Annotated in this window: 17 protein-coding genes and 1 pseudogene; 9 read left to right on the plus strand and 9 right to left on the minus strand. The window is 73.0% G+C overall.

All coding sequences use genetic code 11. The annotated features are described in order from the left end of the window. Positions 1–31 precede the first annotated feature (31 nt). The 3 genes from OIM89_RS03610 to OIM89_RS03620 all read left to right on the plus strand — a co-directional run bounded on the left by OIM89_RS03610 (position 32) and on the right by OIM89_RS03620 (position 2,893). Positions 32–961: a carbohydrate kinase family protein gene (locus OIM89_RS03610; RefSeq protein ID WP_264490979.1), complete on the plus strand. Its 930-nt coding sequence runs from the start codon at positions 32–34 to the stop codon at positions 959–961. A gap of 100 nt (positions 962–1,061) precedes the next feature. Then, positions 1,062–1,634 carry a DinB family protein gene (locus tag OIM89_RS03615; protein ID WP_264490980.1) on the plus strand — a complete coding sequence of 191 codons (573 nt, stop codon included), beginning with the start codon at positions 1,062–1,064 and terminating at the stop codon, positions 1,632–1,634. 74 nt (positions 1,635–1,708) lie between these two features. Next, positions 1,709–2,893 carry an FAD-dependent monooxygenase gene (locus OIM89_RS03620; RefSeq protein WP_264490981.1) on the plus strand — a complete coding sequence of 395 codons (1,185 nt, stop codon included), beginning with the start codon at positions 1,709–1,711 and terminating at the stop codon, positions 2,891–2,893. A 13-nt stretch (positions 2,894–2,906) separates the two neighbouring features. On the opposite strand, the gene OIM89_RS03625 is transcribed toward OIM89_RS03620, so the two are convergent. Beyond that, a complete protein-coding gene (locus OIM89_RS03625) occupies positions 2,907–3,242 on the minus strand; it encodes a hypothetical protein (RefSeq protein WP_151167672.1) in 336 nt (111 codons plus the stop codon). A 144-nt stretch (positions 3,243–3,386) separates the two neighbouring features. Between OIM89_RS03625 and OIM89_RS03630 the strand changes: the two genes are divergently transcribed. The 3 genes and pseudogenes from OIM89_RS03630 (at position 3,387) to OIM89_RS03640 (ending at position 4,930) form a co-directional block, all read left to right on the plus strand. Beyond that, positions 3,387–4,046 carry a hypothetical protein gene (locus OIM89_RS03630; RefSeq protein WP_030696753.1) on the plus strand — a complete coding sequence of 220 codons (660 nt, stop codon included), beginning with the start codon at positions 3,387–3,389 and terminating at the stop codon, positions 4,044–4,046. A gap of 67 nt (positions 4,047–4,113) precedes the next feature. Beyond that, positions 4,114–4,461, plus strand: a pseudogene (locus OIM89_RS03635) (chitosanase); the annotation flags it as partial. Between the two features lie 154 nt (positions 4,462–4,615). Beyond that, positions 4,616–4,930: a hypothetical protein gene (locus OIM89_RS03640; protein ID WP_052231075.1), complete on the plus strand. Its 315-nt coding sequence runs from the start codon at positions 4,616–4,618 to the stop codon at positions 4,928–4,930. Between the two features lie 136 nt (positions 4,931–5,066). On the opposite strand, the gene OIM89_RS03645 is transcribed toward OIM89_RS03640, so the two are convergent. The 7 genes from OIM89_RS03645 to OIM89_RS03675 form a co-directional block, all read right to left on the minus strand. Beyond that, positions 5,067–6,575 carry a nucleobase:cation symporter-2 family protein gene (locus tag OIM89_RS03645; protein WP_195730157.1) on the minus strand — a complete coding sequence of 503 codons (1,509 nt, stop codon included), beginning with the start codon at positions 6,573–6,575 and terminating at the stop codon, positions 5,067–5,069. Between the two features lie 339 nt (positions 6,576–6,914). Continuing rightward, on the minus strand, positions 6,915–8,321 hold the full coding sequence (locus OIM89_RS03650) for an 8-oxoguanine deaminase (protein WP_195730158.1): 1,407 nt from the start codon (positions 8,319–8,321) through the stop codon (positions 6,915–6,917). A gap of 216 nt (positions 8,322–8,537) precedes the next feature. Beyond that, positions 8,538–9,509: a factor-independent urate hydroxylase gene (pucL, locus tag OIM89_RS03655; protein ID WP_008412274.1), complete on the minus strand. Its 972-nt coding sequence runs from the start codon at positions 9,507–9,509 to the stop codon at positions 8,538–8,540. Between the two features lie 7 nt (positions 9,510–9,516). Further along, on the minus strand, positions 9,517–9,924 hold the full coding sequence (gene uraH, locus OIM89_RS03660; protein ID WP_003951712.1) for a hydroxyisourate hydrolase: 408 nt from the start codon (positions 9,922–9,924) through the stop codon (positions 9,517–9,519). Positions 9,925–9,936: 12 nt separating this feature from the next. Beyond that, positions 9,937–10,491, minus strand: coding sequence for a 2-oxo-4-hydroxy-4-carboxy-5-ureidoimidazoline decarboxylase (uraD, locus tag OIM89_RS03665; RefSeq protein ID WP_151167676.1), 555 nt, complete (start codon positions 10,489–10,491; stop codon positions 9,937–9,939). Between the two features lie 197 nt (positions 10,492–10,688). Further along, positions 10,689–11,090, minus strand: coding sequence for a helix-turn-helix domain-containing protein (locus OIM89_RS03670; RefSeq protein ID WP_010641105.1), 402 nt, complete (start codon positions 11,088–11,090; stop codon positions 10,689–10,691). Next, positions 11,087–11,335 (minus strand): hypothetical protein, encoded by a 249-nt coding sequence (locus OIM89_RS03675; protein WP_026048217.1) that lies wholly within the window; start codon positions 11,333–11,335, stop codon positions 11,087–11,089. Before OIM89_RS03675 ends, OIM89_RS03670 begins: the two co-directional genes overlap by 4 nt. Before the next feature lie 213 nt (positions 11,336–11,548). Between OIM89_RS03675 and OIM89_RS03680 the strand changes: the two genes are divergently transcribed. From OIM89_RS03680 to OIM89_RS03690, 3 genes are all read left to right on the plus strand, one after another. Beyond that, complete coding sequence (locus OIM89_RS03680; protein ID WP_047468513.1) at positions 11,549–12,400, plus strand: TIM barrel protein; 852 nt, start codon at positions 11,549–11,551, stop codon at positions 12,398–12,400. Positions 12,401–12,443: 43 nt separating this feature from the next. Further along, positions 12,444–13,349, plus strand: coding sequence for a 2-hydroxy-3-oxopropionate reductase (locus OIM89_RS03685; RefSeq protein WP_151167678.1), 906 nt, complete (start codon positions 12,444–12,446; stop codon positions 13,347–13,349). A 244-nt stretch (positions 13,350–13,593) separates the two neighbouring features. After that, positions 13,594–15,051: a catalase gene (locus OIM89_RS03690; RefSeq protein WP_195730159.1), complete on the plus strand. Its 1,458-nt coding sequence runs from the start codon at positions 13,594–13,596 to the stop codon at positions 15,049–15,051. A gap of 337 nt (positions 15,052–15,388) precedes the next feature. Here the strand turns inward: OIM89_RS03690 and OIM89_RS03695 are convergent, their stop codons facing one another. Next, positions 15,389–16,624, minus strand: a complete 1,236-nt coding sequence (locus OIM89_RS03695) for a lipase (protein ID WP_308404848.1) — start codon at positions 16,622–16,624, stop codon at positions 15,389–15,391. Positions 16,625–16,665 lie beyond the last annotated feature (41 nt).

Genomic DNA, 16,665 nt, shown 5'->3' on the forward strand with positions numbered 1-16,665 from the left:
CCGCCGCGTACCACTCCGAAAGGACATTCCTGTGATCGTCGTCGCCGGTGAGGCTCTGATCGACCTGGTGCCGCAGCAGCGGGGCGACGCCCTGACGCCGCTGCGGCCGGTGCGCGGCGGCGGCCCGTACAACACCGCCGTGGCCCTGGCCCGGCTGGGCGGCGCGGCCGCCTTCTGCTCCCGCCTCTCCACCGACGCCTTCGGCACCTCGCTGCTGGAGCGGCTGACCGAGGAGGGCGTCGGCACCGGCCTCGTCCAGCGCGGCCCGGAGCCGACCACGCTGGCCGTCGCCTCCGTCGGCGCGGACGGCTCCGCCTCCTACTCCTTCTACACGGGCGGCACCGCCGACCGCCTCTTCACCCTGCCGCCCGCCCTGCCGGAGCAGACCCGCGCCGTCTCCTTCGGCACCTGCTCGCTGGTGCTGGAGCCGGGGGCGAGCGCCTACGAGGAGCTGATGCGGCGCGAGGCCGGGCGCGGCGTCCTCGTCGCCCTGGACCCCAACATCCGGGGCGAACTGATCCCCGACGCGGACGCCTACCGCTCCCGCTTCCGCTCCTGGCTCCCCTACGTCTCCCTGCTCAAGCTGAGCGAGGAGGACGCCGCCTGGCTCGGCCTCGGCCTCGGCCTGCCGGAACTGGCGGCCGCCGGTCCCGCCGCCGTCGTCCTGACCCGGGGCGGCGACGGCCTGACCGTCCGCACCCGGGACGGCGGGGAGTACGCGGTCCCGGGCGAGAAGGTCGAGGTGGTCGACACCATCGGCGCGGGCGACACGGTCAACGCCGCCCTCCTCCACGCTCTCGCCGCTCGCGACCTCCTGACACCGGGGGCGTTGGCGGAGCTGACCGGGGACGGCTGGACCGAGATCCTCACCTTCGCCGCCCGCGCCGCCGCCGTCACCTGCTCCCGGGCGGGGGCGGAGCCGCCGTACGGGCGGGAGGTCGCGGAGTTCGCCTCGCGTTGAGCCCGGGGCGCCACCAAAGCCAGAACACGGGCCCGGGACATGGGCACCGCCGGCCCCCTCCCTCCCGACCGGCCCTCAACCACCGAGCCCCGGAGCGGACATGACCGACCTGACCGTGCACAGCCCCGCCACACGTGACCTTCTCGCCACCTTCGAACGCGCGCGGACCCGGCTGTTCGGGCGCCTCGACGGCCTGACCGACGCCGAGTACCACTGGGAGCCGGTCGGCGACTGCGTCGGCGTCCGCCCCGGTGACGACGGCGTCTTCCGCGTCGCCACGCTCTTCCCGGAACCGGCTCCGGGGGCGCCGGACCCCGTCACGACGATCGCCTGGCGTGTCTGGCACATCGGCGCCCTCTGCCTGCGCGGCTACGTGACGCACTTCTTCGACGACGCACCTGAGTTCGGCGACCGCCACGTGTGGCCGGGCACCGCCGAGGCCGGCATCCGGGCGCTCTCCGAGGACTGGCAGCACTTCGTCTCCCGTCTCGCGGCCCTCGACGACACTCGCCTGCTGGCGCCGATGGGCCGGGGGCCCGGTGGCTGGACCGACGAGACCTACCAGAAGCTCGCCCTGCACGCTCTGGTCGAAGTCGCCCATCACGGCGGCGAGATAGGCCTGCTGCGCGACCTGTACCTGCGCGAAGGCGTCCGGGCCCCGCTCCTGCCGTAACCGCTCCCCGCCCCCGCGCGTTCCGGCACCATGAGCGCGGTGGCACCCGAGCCGCCGCTGACAAGGGGTGTGCGATGGCGAGCGGCGTGGTCGAGTCCGTGGCGGTGATCGGTGGTTCCCTCGCCGGGTGTGCGGCGGCGGTGGTGCTGCACCGGGCGGGGGCGCGGCGGGTCGTCGTGCATGAGCGGGCCACGGCCGAGTTGGCGGACCGGGGCGTGGGGGTCGCGGTGCACACCGAGCGCTGTGCCGAACTGCTCGCCACCGGGCTGGTGGACGAGGCGGTGCCCTGGGAGCCGATGCGGGTCCGGCACTGGTACGTGCGGGACGGGCCCGAGGCCCTCGGGCGGGTGGTGGGGGTGCAGCCCTTCCCCTTCCGGGCGTACGGCTGGGGGCACCTGTGGCGGGCGCTGCGGGCGCGGGTACCGCGCGAGGTGGAGTTCCGCACCGGGAGCACCGTGCGGGGGATCACGACCGGCGCCGACGGTGTGGTGGTGCGCGGCACCGACGACGAGGAGCGGTACGCCGCCGTGGTCGGCGCCGACGGGCACAACTCGCTGGTCCGGGACCACCTCCACCCGGGCGTCACCCGGCACCCCGCCGGCTACCCCGCCTGGCGCGGCGCCTGCCCGGAGGAGCGGCTGCGCGGCCTCGCCGACTGGGCCGACGGCGTCTGCGCCTACGTCGTCTTCGACGGCGGGCACCTGGTCGTCTACCGCATCCCCGACAGGCAGGGCGGACGCCTCGTCAACTGGGTGCTCTACGCCACCGTCCCCGGCGCCGCCACCTCCTCCCGCACCCTCGACGCGGCCCACCGGGCCCGCCTCGACGAGATCACCGACGAGCTGCTGCCCCCGTTCTGGGGCGAGCTGGTCCGCCGCACCGGCCCGGACGCGGTCTTCCTCCAGCGGCTGTACGACGTGACGGCGCCCCGTTACGCCTCCGACCGCCTGCTCCTGCTCGGCGACGCCGCCACGGTGGCCCGTCCGCACACCGGGGCGGGCGCGGTCAAGGCGCTCCAGGACGTGGCCGTGCTGGAGTCGTCGCTCGCCGGGGGCGCCGACTGGGCGTCGGCGGCAGCGGCCTACGACGCCGCCCGGGCACCGGTCGGCCGGGCCATGACGGCGCTCGGCCGCCGGCTCGGCCACGGCCTGGTCGAGGCGACGCCGGACTGGCACACGCAGGACGCGGTGGCCCTGGACGCCTGGTGGGAGGGGCTGGCGGGGCAGGGCGGATTCGGTGGGCGCGGGTTGGGGCGGTGAACGGGCTCCGGCGTCAGCGCGGCGAGCGGAATCCGGCCGACCGGTCGAGCGGGAACGGAGAGCCCGGCCGGGCCGGGTGCCAGCCGCGTTCCCGTGCCTCGCGGATGGCGGCGGCAACGTGCTCCGGCCGTACGGAGCCGGGCCCGGCGAGCAGCCGGTTGCCGGGGTGGGGCCGGTCGGTGGTGACGACGAGGGTCGTGCCCGGTCCCTCGCCGGCCGCCGCCTCGACGGCGTAGGTGAGCGGGGTCCAGCAGAGGCCCTGGGCGTAGGTGGGCTTGTGCCGGACCCGCCAGCGGTACGTGGTGCCGTCGACGGTGATGAGCCGGGATCCCTTCCTGTTCAGCGCCACGGTCGTCCTCCTCGTCCGCTCGCGTCCTCCGCTCGTACCGGATCGCGTCGGACTGTACTCCGGGTGGCCGGGCGCGTTGTCAGTGCGGCGCGGCACTCTGGACGGTGGGCGTGCCGGGGTGCGCGCGGACGGGAGGTGCGGGACATGGTGAAACCGGTGACGGGGGCGCAACAGCGGATCATCGAGGCGGCCGAGCCGGGCACGGGGCGGTTGTCGGGGACCGCCGCGCAGCTGGACGGGCTGGTGAAGCGGGGGCTGGCCTTCCGCCATCCGAGGCCACCGCACGCCTGCTTCCTGACTCCGGCGGGGCACCGGTTGCGGGAGGGGGACGCGCCGGTCTCCCCGCCGCCTCCGGGCTCGCCCGGCACTGCCGAACGGCCGGCGGCGGAGGACGGCGGGTTCCGCGCGCGGACCGGCGGGCCGGACGATCCGCCGGGCGGGGCAGCGCGGCTGCGGGAGGCACGGGCGGCCTGGTCGGGGATGCGGGAGCTGCGCCGGATGACGCGGGCGGACGGGGCGACGGACCGGCTCTGCGGCTGGGAGCGGCAGCATCTGGTGCGGGCGGCGGCGCTGGCCCTGGAGGCGGCCGGCTTCGCACCGGCCTCCGAGAAGCCCGGCGGGTACGAGGTCCGCGAGACACCGCAGCCGGACGCGGTCCAGGTCAGGCCGGTGGGCGGCACACCGCCCGATCGGGTGGACGAGGCGTGGTCGCGGACCCTGACCGAGGCCGGCTGGCAGGTCAGCCACCACCAGGGGGTACGTCCCCCCGGACCGTATCTGCTGGCCTCACCCCGCCGGGGCTGAGAGGACGGCGGGTGTGCGGGGCGCGATTGCTCTCAGGCCGGAGGCGGCGGTTCGCCGTTCCGTAACAGCGGCGACACGGGGGCACGTTGAGGGCGGTGACGCGCAGGGCCAGTTCTGCTACTACGACGCCCGGGTCCTGCACGGCCACGGCGACGCCCCGGGGAACGTCGGCTTCACCACCATCCGCCGCCGCGCCCTCGACACCGCCCGGCCTCCCTCACGGGGCGGCGACGAGTCGGCGTACCTGCACGCCTTCCTCGACGCCCGGCTGGCCGCCCTCACCGAGGAGCCCTCACACACCGACACCTCACGGATCGACACGGCCCAGCGCGCCTTCCTCCGCGAGGGGAACCTGCGCCTCGATCCGCCGCCGGTGTGGCAGGTGTACGGGGACACGTACCGGATCGAGGAGTGAGGGTGCCGGGGGGGGATGGCGGTGAGTGGTGTCGACGAGCGGCGGGCGGGACGCCAACTGGCCCTCATCGGTGAGGCGTTGAGGGCAGAGGGGCGTGCCGACGCGGAGTTGTCGGCCGCGGGGCGGCTGGGCGAGGCAATTCACGCTGGGGCGGGTGACCCTCGACCACGGCGGCATCGACTGTTTCACCTGGGCGGACGGCGCCGACGCCCTCGCACGGGAACTGATCCGGCTCGGCTACGCCGAAGTGGCGGGACCTCCGCCGGGGTTGCAGCGCGACTTCGCCCAGGACGGGCTGGAGAGCAGCTCCACCCTGATCGACCGGGACCATTCCCTGACCGAGGGAGCCCGGTCCGCCGGCCGGGCGACGCGCAGACCTTCCTCTCGGCCGGTCGCCCTCGGCAGCGGGGTGACGTCGGCGGGCAGTACGTCCAGCAGGCTGCGCACGCGCAGTCCGGGCCCAGAGTGATCAGCAGCTCGCAGCGCAAGTGGCCCGGTAGGTCCCCCGGTGGGACAGCACATCGCCCCCTGCTGCCGGATCGCGCACGCCGTCGGCCGCCCGTCTCCTTCGGAGGCAGGCGGCCGACGGCCGGGGCCGGGGGGCGTCAGTGCGCGCCCGCGCCCTGGCGGTGGGCCGGGAGGTCGGCGGCTGGTTCCATGGGGGCGGTGACGTCGTCGCTGTCGCGGCCCTGGCCCCTGCCGAGGTGGTTGAAGACCAGGTTGAGCAGGACGGCGGCGACGCAGCCGGTGGAGATGCCGGAGTCCAGGATGATCTTCGCGGTCTCCGGGAAGGCGTGGTAGAACTCCGGCGCGGTGATCGGGATGATGCCCACCGCGAGCGAGACGGCGACGATCAGGACGTTGTTGTCCTTCTCCAGGCCCGCCTTGACCAGGGTCTGGATGCCGCTGGCGGCGACGGAACCGAAGAGGACGACGCCCGCGCCGCCGAGGACCGGGCGGGGGACGACCGCGATGAGCGAGGCGGCGATCGGGCAGAGCCCCATCAGGACGAGGAAGCCACCGCCGGCGGCGACCACGAAGCGGCTGCGGATGCGGGTCATCGCGACGAGGCCGATGTTCTGCGCGAAGGCGCTGCACATGAAGCCGTTGAAGATCGGGCTGATGGCGCTGCCCAGGGTGTCGGCGCGCAGCCCGGCGGCGATGGTCTTCTCGTCGGCGGGCTTGTCGACGATCTCGCCGAGGGCCAGCATGTCGGCGGTCGACTCGGTCATGGAGACGACCATGACGACGCAGAGCGAGATGATCGCGGCGAGCGCGAACTGCGGCGGGCCGAAGTGGAAGGGCGTCGGGAAGCCGATGATGTCGGCCTCGGCGACCGGTCCGAAGTCGGTGGCGCCGAACGGGATCGCGATGACCGTGCCGATGACGAGGCCGAGCAGCACGGCGATCTGCTTGACGAAGCCGCTGGTGAAGCGGCGCAGCAGCAGGACGACCAGGAGGGTGATCCCGGCGAGGCCGAGATTGGTGGCCGAGCCGAAGTCGGGGGCGTCCGGGGAGGGCCCCTGGGCCCAGCCGAAGGCGACCGGCATGAGCGAGACACCGATGAGGGTGATGACCGTACCGGTGACGACGGGTGGGAAGAACCGCACGAGTTTGCTGAAGAAGGGTGCGGCGATGAAGCCGAGTACGCCCGCGACGATGACGGCGCCGAAGATGATCGGCAGGGCGTCCTTCTTGTCGTCGGTGGAGTCGACCACGGCGAGCATGGGGGCGACGCCGGCGAAGGTGACGCCGTTGACGAAGGGCAGCCGGGCGCCGATGTTCCAGAGGCCGAGCGTCTGGAGGAAGGTGGCGAGGCCAGCGGTGAAGAGGCAGGCGCCGGTGAGGAAGGTGAGTTCGGTGGCGCTGAGGCCGACGGCGGCGCCGACGATGAGCGGCGGCGCGACCACGCCGGCGTACATGGCGGCCACGTGCTGGAGGCCGGTGGTGGCCATCTTCAGCGGCGGCAGCTTCTCGTCGACGGGGTGCACGGCGGGTTTGCCGGTGTCCGGCTCCGCCTGCTGCTCACCGGTCTGCTGTCGGGGTATCGGCCCCTCGCCCTCGGCGGGGTCGTGGGCCGGGTCTTTCGGGTTGAACCTGGGCGTGTCGGCCACTGCGGCTCCTCCGGTTGTTTTCCTGTGCCGTCGCGATGCGGCACGTGCTTCTGGGAGGTGATGCGAAATGCCAGGAATACGGTGGTACGCACCCGAGATGAGGGTGCGGCGGTGCGCCTCGTCGCGCCCGAGCGGCGAGGTTCTGCGTTCTCTGTCGTGTTCTTGGTCGTGCGGTGGTGCGCCCAGGTCGTACCGGCCGCGCGGTGTGCGGCGCGGGTCGGTACGGACCGCCCCGGTGGCGTGAGGCGTTGGGCCACGCACCGGGGCGGCGTCCGAGCAGCCCGCTCGGCTGCTCGGACCCCGGCCGGGAACCGTCCCTCCCGGCCGGAGTTCAGGGGGTCAGCCGCCTGCGGCGATCCGCGCCAGGCGCTGGGCCGCCTCCCGCGTGGAGCGGGCGACGGCGTCCTCGTCCACCGTGGTGAGGTGGTTGTCCTCGACGACGGTGCGGCCGCCGACGAGGGAGAGGGTCACGGGGGCCGGTGCGCCGAGGACCAGGGCGGTCACCGGGTCGGCGATGGAGGCGTGCGCGAGGGTGTCCATCCGCCACAGCACCAGGTCGGCGAGTTTGCCCGGCTCGAGTGAGCCGGTCTGGTCGCCGCGGCCGAGGACGCGCGCCCCGCCGTGGGTGCCGAGCCGCAGGGCCTGCCGTGCGGTCAGCGCGGCTTCGCGGTGCGGGCCGAGGCGGTTGATCAGCAGCGCGTTGCGCAGCTCGGTGTGGAGTTCGCCGGACTCGTTGGAGGCGGTGCCGTCCACGCCGAGGCCGACGGGGACACCGGCGGCGAGCAGGTCGGGGACGCGCGCGATGCCGGCGGCGAGGCGGGCGTTGGAGGAGGGGCAGTGGGCGACGCCGGTGCCGGTGCGGGCGAAGGCGTCGATGTCGGAGTCGTTCATGTGGACGCAGTGCGCCATCCACACGTCCTCGCCGAGCCAGCCGGTGGAGGCGAAGTAGTCGGTGGGGCCCATGCCGAACAGTTCCTTGCAGAACTGCTCCTCCTCGACGGTCTCCGAGCCGTGCGTGTGCAGGCGGACGCCCTTGCGGCGGGCGAGTTCCGCGCCCTCGCGCATCAGCTCGGTGGAGACGGAGAAGGGCGAGCAGGGCGCCACCGCGATCTGCGTCATCGCGTCGAAGGAGGCGTCGTGGTACCGGTCGATGGTCTCCTCGGTGGCGGCGAGCGCCCCGTCCAGGCTCTCCACGGCGAAGTCCGGGGGCAGCCCGCCGTCCTTCTCGCCGCGGTCCATGGAGCCGCGCGCCAGGGTGAAGCGGACGCCGGTCTCGGCGGCGGCGCGGATGATCGCGCCGGAGAGGTCGCCGGAGCCGCGCGGGAAGACGTAGTGGTGGTCCATGGCGGTGGTGACGCCGCCGCGGGCCATCATGGCGAGCGAACCCTGCGCCGCCGCGTAGGTCATCGGCTCGTCGATCCGCGCCCAGGTGGGGTAGAGGGCGACGAGCCAGTTGAAGAGGTTGTGGTCGGTGGCCAGGCCCCGGGTGATCCACTGGTAGAAGTGGTGGTGGGTGTTGACCAGACCGGGGGTGACCAGGTGCCCCGTGGCGTCGACCCGGCGGGTGACGCCGGTCAGCCCCTCCGGGGCGGGGCCCGCGCCGACCGACTCGATGCGGCCGCCTGTGACGACCACGTGGCCGTGGGCGTACTCGGTGCCGGCCGCGTCGACGGTGGCGATGTAGGCGTTCTCGATGACCAGGCGGTCCGCGTCTTCCGCGGTGCCGGGGGTTGCCGGTGCTGCCATGGTGAGTCCTTTGGCGAGGAGTGGCCGGGTACGGCAGGACCCTGGGAGTTTGAGTGCCGGGGCCGGGCGGGGGAGGGAACCCGCGCCCGGGGTGCGCCCCCGGGTGCCGAGAGGGTGGCCGGTGCGGGCGGGCCCCGGTCCGCACGACGGGGTCCGCCCCGGCCGGCGGGGTGGCGGGCGGTGGCGCCGCCCGCTCCCCTCCGGCCCGGCTGGTGCTCAGAGGTTGGTGAGGTCTTCCGGTATGCGCGGCTCGCAGCCGTCGCGCAGCACGGTCGCCTCGATCAGGCCGTAGGGCCGGTCGGCGGCGAAGTAGACCTCGTTGTCGTTCTTGAGGCCGAAGGGCTCCAGGTCGACGAGGAAGTGGTGCTTGTTGGGCAGGGAGAAGCGGACCTCGTCGATCTCCGCGCGGTGGTTGATGATGCGCGCGCCCATCTGGTACAGCGTCTGCTGGAGGGAGAGCGAGTACGTCTCCGCGAACGCCTCCAGCATGTGCTTCTTGACCTGCTTGTAGGAGGTCTCCCACTGCGGCATGCGCTGCTCGTCGTCGGTCCAGTTGAACCGCCAGCGGGCGGCGACCTGGGTGGCGAGGATGCGGTCGTACGCCTCGGGGAGCGTCGTGTACTTGTCCTTCACGTACCCCCAGAACTCCGAGTTGGTGGAGTTCATGACGACGAGGTCCTTGAGGCCGGAGACGACCTCCCACCGCTCGCCGTCGTAGGTGATCTGGGTGAGGCGGGTCTCCTGGCCCTGGCGGACGAAGGAGTGCTTGACCTCGTCGGCGCCGATGAACTGGGAGTTGGCGTCGGAGGCGGGGATGCGCTCCCAGGCGTACTCCTCGATGCGGATGCGCGCCTGGTGGATGGGCTCCTGGCTGGTGACGAAGTGGCGGGCCAGGTGGATGCCGAACTGCTCGGCCGACTCGATGCCGTGTTCCTTGGCGAAGGCGAACACCGTGTTCTTGGTGGTGTCGGTCGGCAGGACGTTGGCGTTGGAGCCGGAGTAGTGGACCTCCTCCATGTCGCCGGAGAGGGCGACGGAGACGTTGAGGTCCTTGATGTGGTGGGTCGCGCCCTCGCGGGTGATCTTGACGACGCGGTTCTCGGCCTTGCCGTACTGGTTCTGGCCGAGCATCACCGGGCGGCTGGAGCGGGAAGCGGCCGGGCGGCCGGGCTGGGGTCGGACGGTCATCTGTCTGCTAGCTCCCTCGGTAAACGGAGTAGCCGAACGGGTTGAGCAGCAGCGGTACGTGATAGTGCTCGCCCGGCGAGACGGCGAAGGTGATCGCCACCTCGGGGAAGAACGCACCGCTGTCCCTTACGCGGGGGGCGTCCTGCTGCGCCTCGGCTTGCTTCTTCGGTTCTGTGCCGTCGGCCGCGAAGTACGCCTCGGTGTCGAAGTCGAGCCGTACGTGGGCCGTCTCCGCCGGCAGCGCCGGCAGGTCCTTGCAGCGCCCGTCCGCGTCGGTACGGGAGGCGCCGAGCTCCGCCCAGGGCGCCCCGGCGCCGGTCCGCGCGCTCAGGGTGACGCGCACCCCTTCCGCGGGCCGGCCGATGCTGGTGTCCAGGATGTGGGTGGACACCGAGGCGGTGGTGTCGGTGCTCATGCGTGCTCCTCCTCAGGCGGGCGCGTCCGCGGCCGGCTCCGCCAGGAGGCGGCCGAGCCGGATGCGGTTGATCTTGACCAGTTCGGTACGGGCGTTCTCCCGCTCGCGCTCCGGCGGGTTCTCCAGGCGGGCGGCGAGCGCGTCGCGCATCTGCTTCCCGTCGAGGCCGGTGGCGCAGATCAGGAAGACGTGGCCGAACCGCTCCTGGTAGGCGAGGTTCATCTCCAGCATCTCGGCCTTGAGCCCCTCGTCGGCGTCGGCCATGCCGCGCTGCTCCCGCGAGGAGGTGGGGTCGCCCGGCTTGGGGCGGCCGATCGGCGGGTGGCCGGCCATCGCCTCGTCGAGGCCCTTCGCGTCGAGCTCGGCCAGGGCGGCGTCGCTCGCGGCGTAGAGGGCTTCGGGGGTGGCGTAGGGGCGGCCCTCGGTGAGGGCGGCGGCCCAGTCGCGGGCCGCGCAGACCTCGGCGAGGACGGTGGCGGCGGCTTCGCGGGGCAGGGCGTTGAACCGGGTGAGGCCCGCGCTGTCCTGGGGCGATGCCCCGGACGCAGGCGGCGAACTCGTAGTCACGGGAGCCTCCGTGGCCTTGTGCTGGACGGGCTGCGGATAGCTAACGCCGTCCACGAGTCGGCGTCAACACTTTGTTGAAACAATGCTGTGAACTCATTTTCACGCTGCCGAACGCCACCGGCCACGCAAAAGCCGCCGTCCGGACAGCGGACGGCGGCGGATGTTGCGGGGTGCGCGGGCGGGCTCGCGGCGCCTTCTCAGCGGCCTTCGGAGCGGTTCAGATAGTTGTAGACGGTGAAGCGGGACACCCCCAGGGCGCCCGCCACCGTCTCCACCCCGTGGCGGACGGAGAAGGCACCGCGCGCCTCCAGCGAGCGGACGACGGCCTGCTTGGTCTTGCGGTCGAGTTCCGCGAGGGGGCGGCCGTGCTTGCGCTCCAGGGCGGCGAGGATCTGGTCGAGGGAGTCGCTGAGCTGCGGCAGGCGCACGGCGACGACCTCGCGCCCCTCCCAGGAGAGGACCACGTCCTCCTCGCCGGCCCGGGCGGGCGGCAGCAGCTCGCCGCCCATCGCGTCGACCAGCGGCTTGACGGCGTCCACGAAGGGCCCGCCCACGACCGCCTCCCCCACCACCGGCCCGGCCGGTCCGTCCGCGCTCACCGGTCGCCCTCGATGACGTTGACCTGGAGGGAGACGCGGGTGGCGCCGGAGGCGAGCGCCTGGCGGAGGAGGGCGTCGACGGCACCGAGGACCTGGTCGGCCCCGCCCTCGGCGGTGTTGCCGAACGGGCCGACGTCCACCGCGTCGAGGTCGGCCGAGGAGATCACCTCGCGGGCGACCAGCGCGTGCGGGGGCGCCTCGTCCAGGTCGAAGGGTTCCGTCGTGAACTCCACTCGCAATCGCATGGCACCCCTGTTCGCTGTTCCGTCGCGACCTGGCTGTTTCTCCTCGCACCCGGCCGCCGCCCCGACCCTAACGGACCCGGGCGGGGGCCGGGTTCCGGCGAGGTGAACGCCCGGACGGGGGCGCGACCCCCTTGACAGCCGCCGAAACACCGAGGCAATCTTCCGTTGAGCAGAAAGATACTTCCGCAATACGGAAGGAGCATCGGTCCCCCCATGGGCTACGCCAATCAGCGGTTCGATGTGAACCTCTCGATCCTCTTCACCGAACTGCCGCTCCTGGAGCGTCCCGCCGCAGCGGCGGCGGCCGGCTTCACCGCGGTCGAGCTGTGGTGGCCCTGGGTGGCCACCCCCACTCCCCCGCAGGACGAACTCGACGCCCTGGCCAGGTCGTTGAAGGACGCGGGCACCCAGCTCGTCGGCCTCAACTTCTACGCCGGCGAGCTGCCGGGCCCGGACCGGGGCGCGCTCTCGGTCCCCGGCGAGGAGTCCGAGCGCTTCCGCGCCAACCTCGACGTGGCGACCCGCTTCGCGGAGTCCACCGGCTGCACGGCGCTCAACGCGCTCTACGGCAACCGTGTCGAGGGCGCCGACCCGGCCGCGCAGGACGAACTCGCCCTGGAGAACCTGGTCCTGGCCGCCCGCGCCGCCGACCGGGTCGGCGCGAAGCTCCTGCTGGAGGCGCTCAACCAGCCCGAGTCGCCCCGCTACCCGCTGCTCGGCGCCGCCGAGACCGTCGCGCTCGCCGACCGGGTCAACGAGGCGAGCGGCCTGGCCAACGCCACCTTCCTGATGGACCTGTACCACCTGTCCATGAACGGCCTGTCCACCGAGGACCTGTACGCCGTCATCGACTCCCACGCGGCCCGCACCGGCCATGTGCAGATCGCCGACAACCCCGGCCGGGGCGCCCCCGGCACCGGCACGCTCCCGCTGGAAGCGCTGCTGGACCGGCTGCACGCCGCCGGATACACCGGCTGGACCGGCCTGGAGTACAAGCCCGGCGACCGCCCGAGCGCCGACGCCTTCGGCTGGCTCCCCGCCGAACTGCGCGCCGCCCGCTCCTGAGCCGGCCCCGCCCGGCCCGCCCCGACCCCGAGAGAGGCACCCGATGAGCAAGACCGCCGACACCGCCCGCCCGTCGATCGCCTGGATCGGCCTCGGCATCATGGGCTCCCCGATGTCCGAGAACCTGATCAAGGCCGGCTACGACGTCACCGGCTACACGCTGGAACAGGAGAAGCTGGACCGGCTCACCGCCGCCGGAGGCAGGGCCGCCACCTCCATCGCCGAGGCGGTGCGCGAGGCGGACCTCGTCATCACGATGGTCCCGGCCTCCCCGCAGGTCGAGGCGATCGCCTACGGCCCGGACGGCATCCTCGCCCACGCGAAGCGCGGCGCCCTGCTGATCGACATGTCCTCGATCACCCCGCAGACCTCGATCGACCTGGCCAAGGCCGCGCAGGAGAAGGGCGTCCGGGTCCTGGACGCGCCGGTCTCCGGGGGCGAGGCCGGGGCGGTGGAGGCGGTGCTCTCCATCATGGTCGGCGGCGAGCAGGCAGACTTCGACGAGGCCCGGCCCGTCTTCGAGGCGCTGGGCAAGACCATCGTGCTCTGCGGTCCGCACGGTTCGGGCCAGACCGTCAAGGCCGCCAACCAGCTGATCGTCGCCGTCAACATCCAGGCGTGCGCCGAGGCCGTGGTCTTCCTGGAGAAGTCCGGCGTGGACCTGGGCGCGGCGCTCGACGTGCTCGGCGGCGGACTGGCCGGCTCGACCGTGCTGGCCCGCAAGAAGGACAACTTCCTGCGCCGCGACTTCGCCCCGGGGTTCCGGATCGACCTGCACCACAAGGACATGGGCATCGTCACCGACGCCGCCCGCACCGTCGGCGCGGCCCTGCCCGTCGGCTCGGCCGTCGCCCAGCTCGTCGCCTCGCTGCGGGCGCAGGGCGACGGCGGCCTCGACCACTCGGCGCTGCTCCGCGGCGTCGAGCGCCTCTCCGGCGGCCAGGCCTGACCCTGGCCCCGGAGGCCCGGACCGCACGGTCCGGCCCCTGAACGTCCGGGTGGTGCCGTCGCTGACACCTGTCCTGTCGCGCCCAGGCGGCGGCACCGCCCGGACGACCCCTTGCCTGCTGATTCGCCTCACCCGCTGATTCAACAAACTGTTGACGTTCGGTTCCGCCGAACCTACGCTCCACGCAACGCTCCACCCAGCGGAAGAGTTATTCCGTAGTTGCTCACCCGTACGGAAGGTCCCCATGTCGAAGCGTGTGCTCACGACCGAGTCGGGCGCTCCTGTCGCCGACAACCAGAACTCCGCCAGCGCCGGCGTCGGCGGTCCCCTCCTCCTCCAGGACCAGCACCTCCTGGAGAAGCTGGCACGCTTCAACCGGGAGCGCATCCCGGAGCGCGTCGTGCACGCCCGCGGCTCCGGCGCGTACGGCCACTTCACCGTCACCGACGACGTCTCCGACCTGACGAGCGCGGCGTTCCTGAACACCGTCGGCAAGCGGACCGAGCTGTTCACCCGGTTCTCCACCGTCGCCGACAACCTCGGCGGGGCCGACGCCGTCCGCGACCCGCGCGGCTTCGCGGTGAAGTTCTACACCGAGGAGGGCAACTACGACCTCGTCGGCAACAACACACCGGTCTTCTTCATCAAGGACCCGCTGAAGTTCCCCGACTTCATCCACTCACAGAAGCGCGACCCGTTCACCGGCAAGCAGGAGCCGGACAACGTCTGGGACTTCTGGGCGCACGCCCCCGAGGCCACCCACCAGGTCACCTGGCTCATGGGCGACCGGGGCATCCCCGCCTCGTACCGGCACATGAACGGCTACGGCTCGCACACCTATCAGTGGACCAACGCCGCGGGCGACGCCTTCTTCGTGAAGTACCACTTCAAGACCAACCAGGGCATCCGCTCGCTCTCCGCCGAGCAGGGCCAGGAACTGGCCGGCAAGGACGCCAACTCGCACCAGACGGACCTGCTCCAGGCCATCGAGCGCGGCGTCCACCCGTCCTGGACCCTCTACGTCCAGGTGATGCCGGCCGCCGAGGCCGACGGCTACCGCTTCAACCCGTTCGACCTGACGAAGGTCTGGCCGCACGCCGACTACCCGCTGCGCCGCGTCGGCCGCCTGGTCCTGGACCGGAACCCGGACAACGTCTTCGCCGAGGTCGAGCAGGCCGCCTTCTCCCCCAACAACTTCGTGCCCGGCATCGGCCCCTCGCCCGACAAGATGCTCCAGGGCCGCCTCTTCGCCTACGCCGACGCGCACCGCTACCGGCTCGGCGTCAACCACACCCAGCTCGCGGTCAACGCGCCGCGCGCCACCACCGCCGACAACTACGGCCGGGACGGCCTCATGGCCGTCAACGCCCAGCCGCGCGGTGAGAAGAACTACGAGCCCAACTCGTACGGCGGCCCCACCGAGACCGGCACCCCGCTGGCCGCGCCGCTCGCGGTCCACGGCCACACCGGGACCCACGAGGCCCCGGCCCACTCCAAGGACGACGACTTCTTCCAGGCCGGCGAGTTGTACCGGCTGATGTCCGAGGAAGAGCGCGCCCGGCTGGTCGCCAACATCGCCGGCGGCCTCTCCCAGGTCTCCCGCGAGGACGTGATCGAGAAGAACCTCGCCCACTTCCACGCCGCCGACCCCGAGTACGGCAAGCGCGTCGAAGCCGCCGTGCAGACCCTGCGCGAAGGCTGACCCCTCACCCTCTCCCCCCAACCACGCTCCGCGGCAGCCGGGGAGGCCGTCCCCGGAGCGTGCCCCGCGCCCGCCGGTCCCGATGAGGGGTCGACCGGCGGGCGCGGGCCCCATACCGCCCTTCCGCCCGGCCCTCACCGGCCGCGCGCGAGGGCCCGTACGACCGCGGCGGCGACGAGCCAGTGCGGTGGTCAACGCGCTCCGGTGCGCGCACCCGGCCCTGAGGGAGCCTCACCGGAACGCGATCGCCGCCGCCGCGGTCGGACTTCTCCCCGCCGGGGGAGCACCTGGGCCCCGGACGCCATGTGCGTCCGGGGCCCTTTCGTGCTGCCGGCGCTCAGTCGACGAACCGCACCTCGGGGTGGGCTGCGGAGGGACCGTCCAGCAGTTCCTGGGGCCGCTGCCGCAGATGCTGGTCGAAGAAGGCGGCGATGTAGGCACGCTGGGCGGCGGTGCTGCGCACGGGGTCCACCGTGCCGATGTACTGCTCCCGGAGCGGGCCGGGGATGTCGAGGTGCTCGTCCAGCGCGGGTACGAACGACTGGGCGTCCGTGTAACTGAAGTGGCTGCCCCGCGTCAGGCTCAGGTCACGCTTCCAGCCCGTCGAACGGTCCCAGAAGGACCGCCAGGACGCCTTCACGAGATGGCTCTGGCCGGGCTTCCCCATGAGCATGAACGGGCGGTCCAGCCCTTCCCGTGCCACGGGGAGAAAATCGGTGTCGTCGTACTGGAGTGTGCCGTCCATGTTGATGCCCGCGTCGATACGCCGGTCCACGCGCATGGCCTCGGCCGCCGTGGCGCCCCCGCCCGAGTGCCCGTACATCCCGACGCGCTCCAGGTCCAGCGCCTTGCCCAGTCTCTCGGGCAGACCGCGCCCCGTCGCCAGCTGATCGAGGACGAAGCGGGTGTCGCCGACCCGGGTCTCCACCATCTTCTTCAGGTCCCCGGTACCGGACATCGGCTGCTGCGGCTCCACGCGGCCGCCCGGAAACTCGACCGCGGGTGCCTCGTAGGTGTGGTCGACCGCGACGACGACGTACCCCCTGCTCGCCAGCTCGATCGCCGTCGCGGTACCGAGCGTCCTGGACACCTGCAACCCCGGCGAGTACAGCACGACGGGCCGGCTCCGGCGATCGTCCGGCGGCGCGTCCGCGGCCGCCTGGGTACGGACACCTGCCCAGTCCACCTGGCCGGGCCCGGCCAGCCCGAAGGAACCCGACTCGTCCACGACACGCGCCACACCGGGCGGCATGTACGGCTGCCGTGGGTGTCCCTGCGTGCGTCGGGCCGGATACCAGACCCCGACCATCAGCTCCCGCGCCCTGTCCGCGACCCACGGGTCCCGGCGCTCCCGGTCGACGAGATGCACCTCGGCACTCCCCACGGGATACCTCCCCGTCGCCTCCGGCAACGAGAACCGCACCCCCGTCAGGACCGGAGGCGACACGGGGGGAGCGGCCAAGGCCACGCCCCCCGCCGCCACGACCAGGCACAACCCGATCAACAGCCCGCGTTTCACCACTCGTTGAGTTCGCATACCGCCACTGTCCGCCCACCCGCGCCCGCGGGCCATCCTCCACCGGACCGACCCGCCCCGGGCCCGTCCCCCACGTC

It is taken from the genome of Streptomyces sp. BI87, assembly GCF_025957665.1.
In the GTDB taxonomy this organism is placed as follows: domain Bacteria; phylum Actinomycetota; class Actinomycetes; order Streptomycetales; family Streptomycetaceae; genus Streptomyces; species Streptomyces albidoflavus.

What these genes read in the sequence shown, in the direction of transcription:
- OIM89_RS03650 (WP_195730158.1), bottom strand. Translation starts at nt 8,321, where the DNA reads ATGGCAGCACCGGCAACCCCCGGCACCGCGGAAGACGCGGACCGCCTG.
- OIM89_RS03690 (WP_195730159.1), top strand. Translation starts at nt 13,594, where the DNA reads ATGTCGAAGCGTGTGCTCACGACCGAGTCGGGCGCTCCTGTCGCCGAC.
- OIM89_RS03630 (WP_030696753.1), top strand. Translation starts at nt 3,387, where the DNA reads ATGGTGAAACCGGTGACGGGGGCGCAACAGCGGATCATCGAGGCGGCC.
- OIM89_RS03695 (WP_308404848.1), bottom strand. Translation starts at nt 16,624, where the DNA reads ATGGCCCGCGGGCGCGGGTGGGCGGACAGTGGCGGTATGCGAACTCAA.
- OIM89_RS03620 (WP_264490981.1), top strand. Translation starts at nt 1,709, where the DNA reads ATGGCGAGCGGCGTGGTCGAGTCCGTGGCGGTGATCGGTGGTTCCCTC.
- uraH (WP_003951712.1), bottom strand. Translation starts at nt 9,924, where the DNA reads ATGAGCACCGACACCACCGCCTCGGTGTCCACCCACATCCTGGACACC.
- pucL (WP_008412274.1), bottom strand. Translation starts at nt 9,509, where the DNA reads ATGACCGTCCGACCCCAGCCCGGCCGCCCGGCCGCTTCCCGCTCCAGC.
- OIM89_RS03615 (WP_264490980.1), top strand. Translation starts at nt 1,062, where the DNA reads ATGACCGACCTGACCGTGCACAGCCCCGCCACACGTGACCTTCTCGCC.
- OIM89_RS03675 (WP_026048217.1), bottom strand. Translation starts at nt 11,335, where the DNA reads ATGCGATTGCGAGTGGAGTTCACGACGGAACCCTTCGACCTGGACGAG.
- OIM89_RS03685 (WP_151167678.1), top strand. Translation starts at nt 12,444, where the DNA reads ATGAGCAAGACCGCCGACACCGCCCGCCCGTCGATCGCCTGGATCGGC.
- OIM89_RS03680 (WP_047468513.1), top strand. Translation starts at nt 11,549, where the DNA reads ATGGGCTACGCCAATCAGCGGTTCGATGTGAACCTCTCGATCCTCTTC.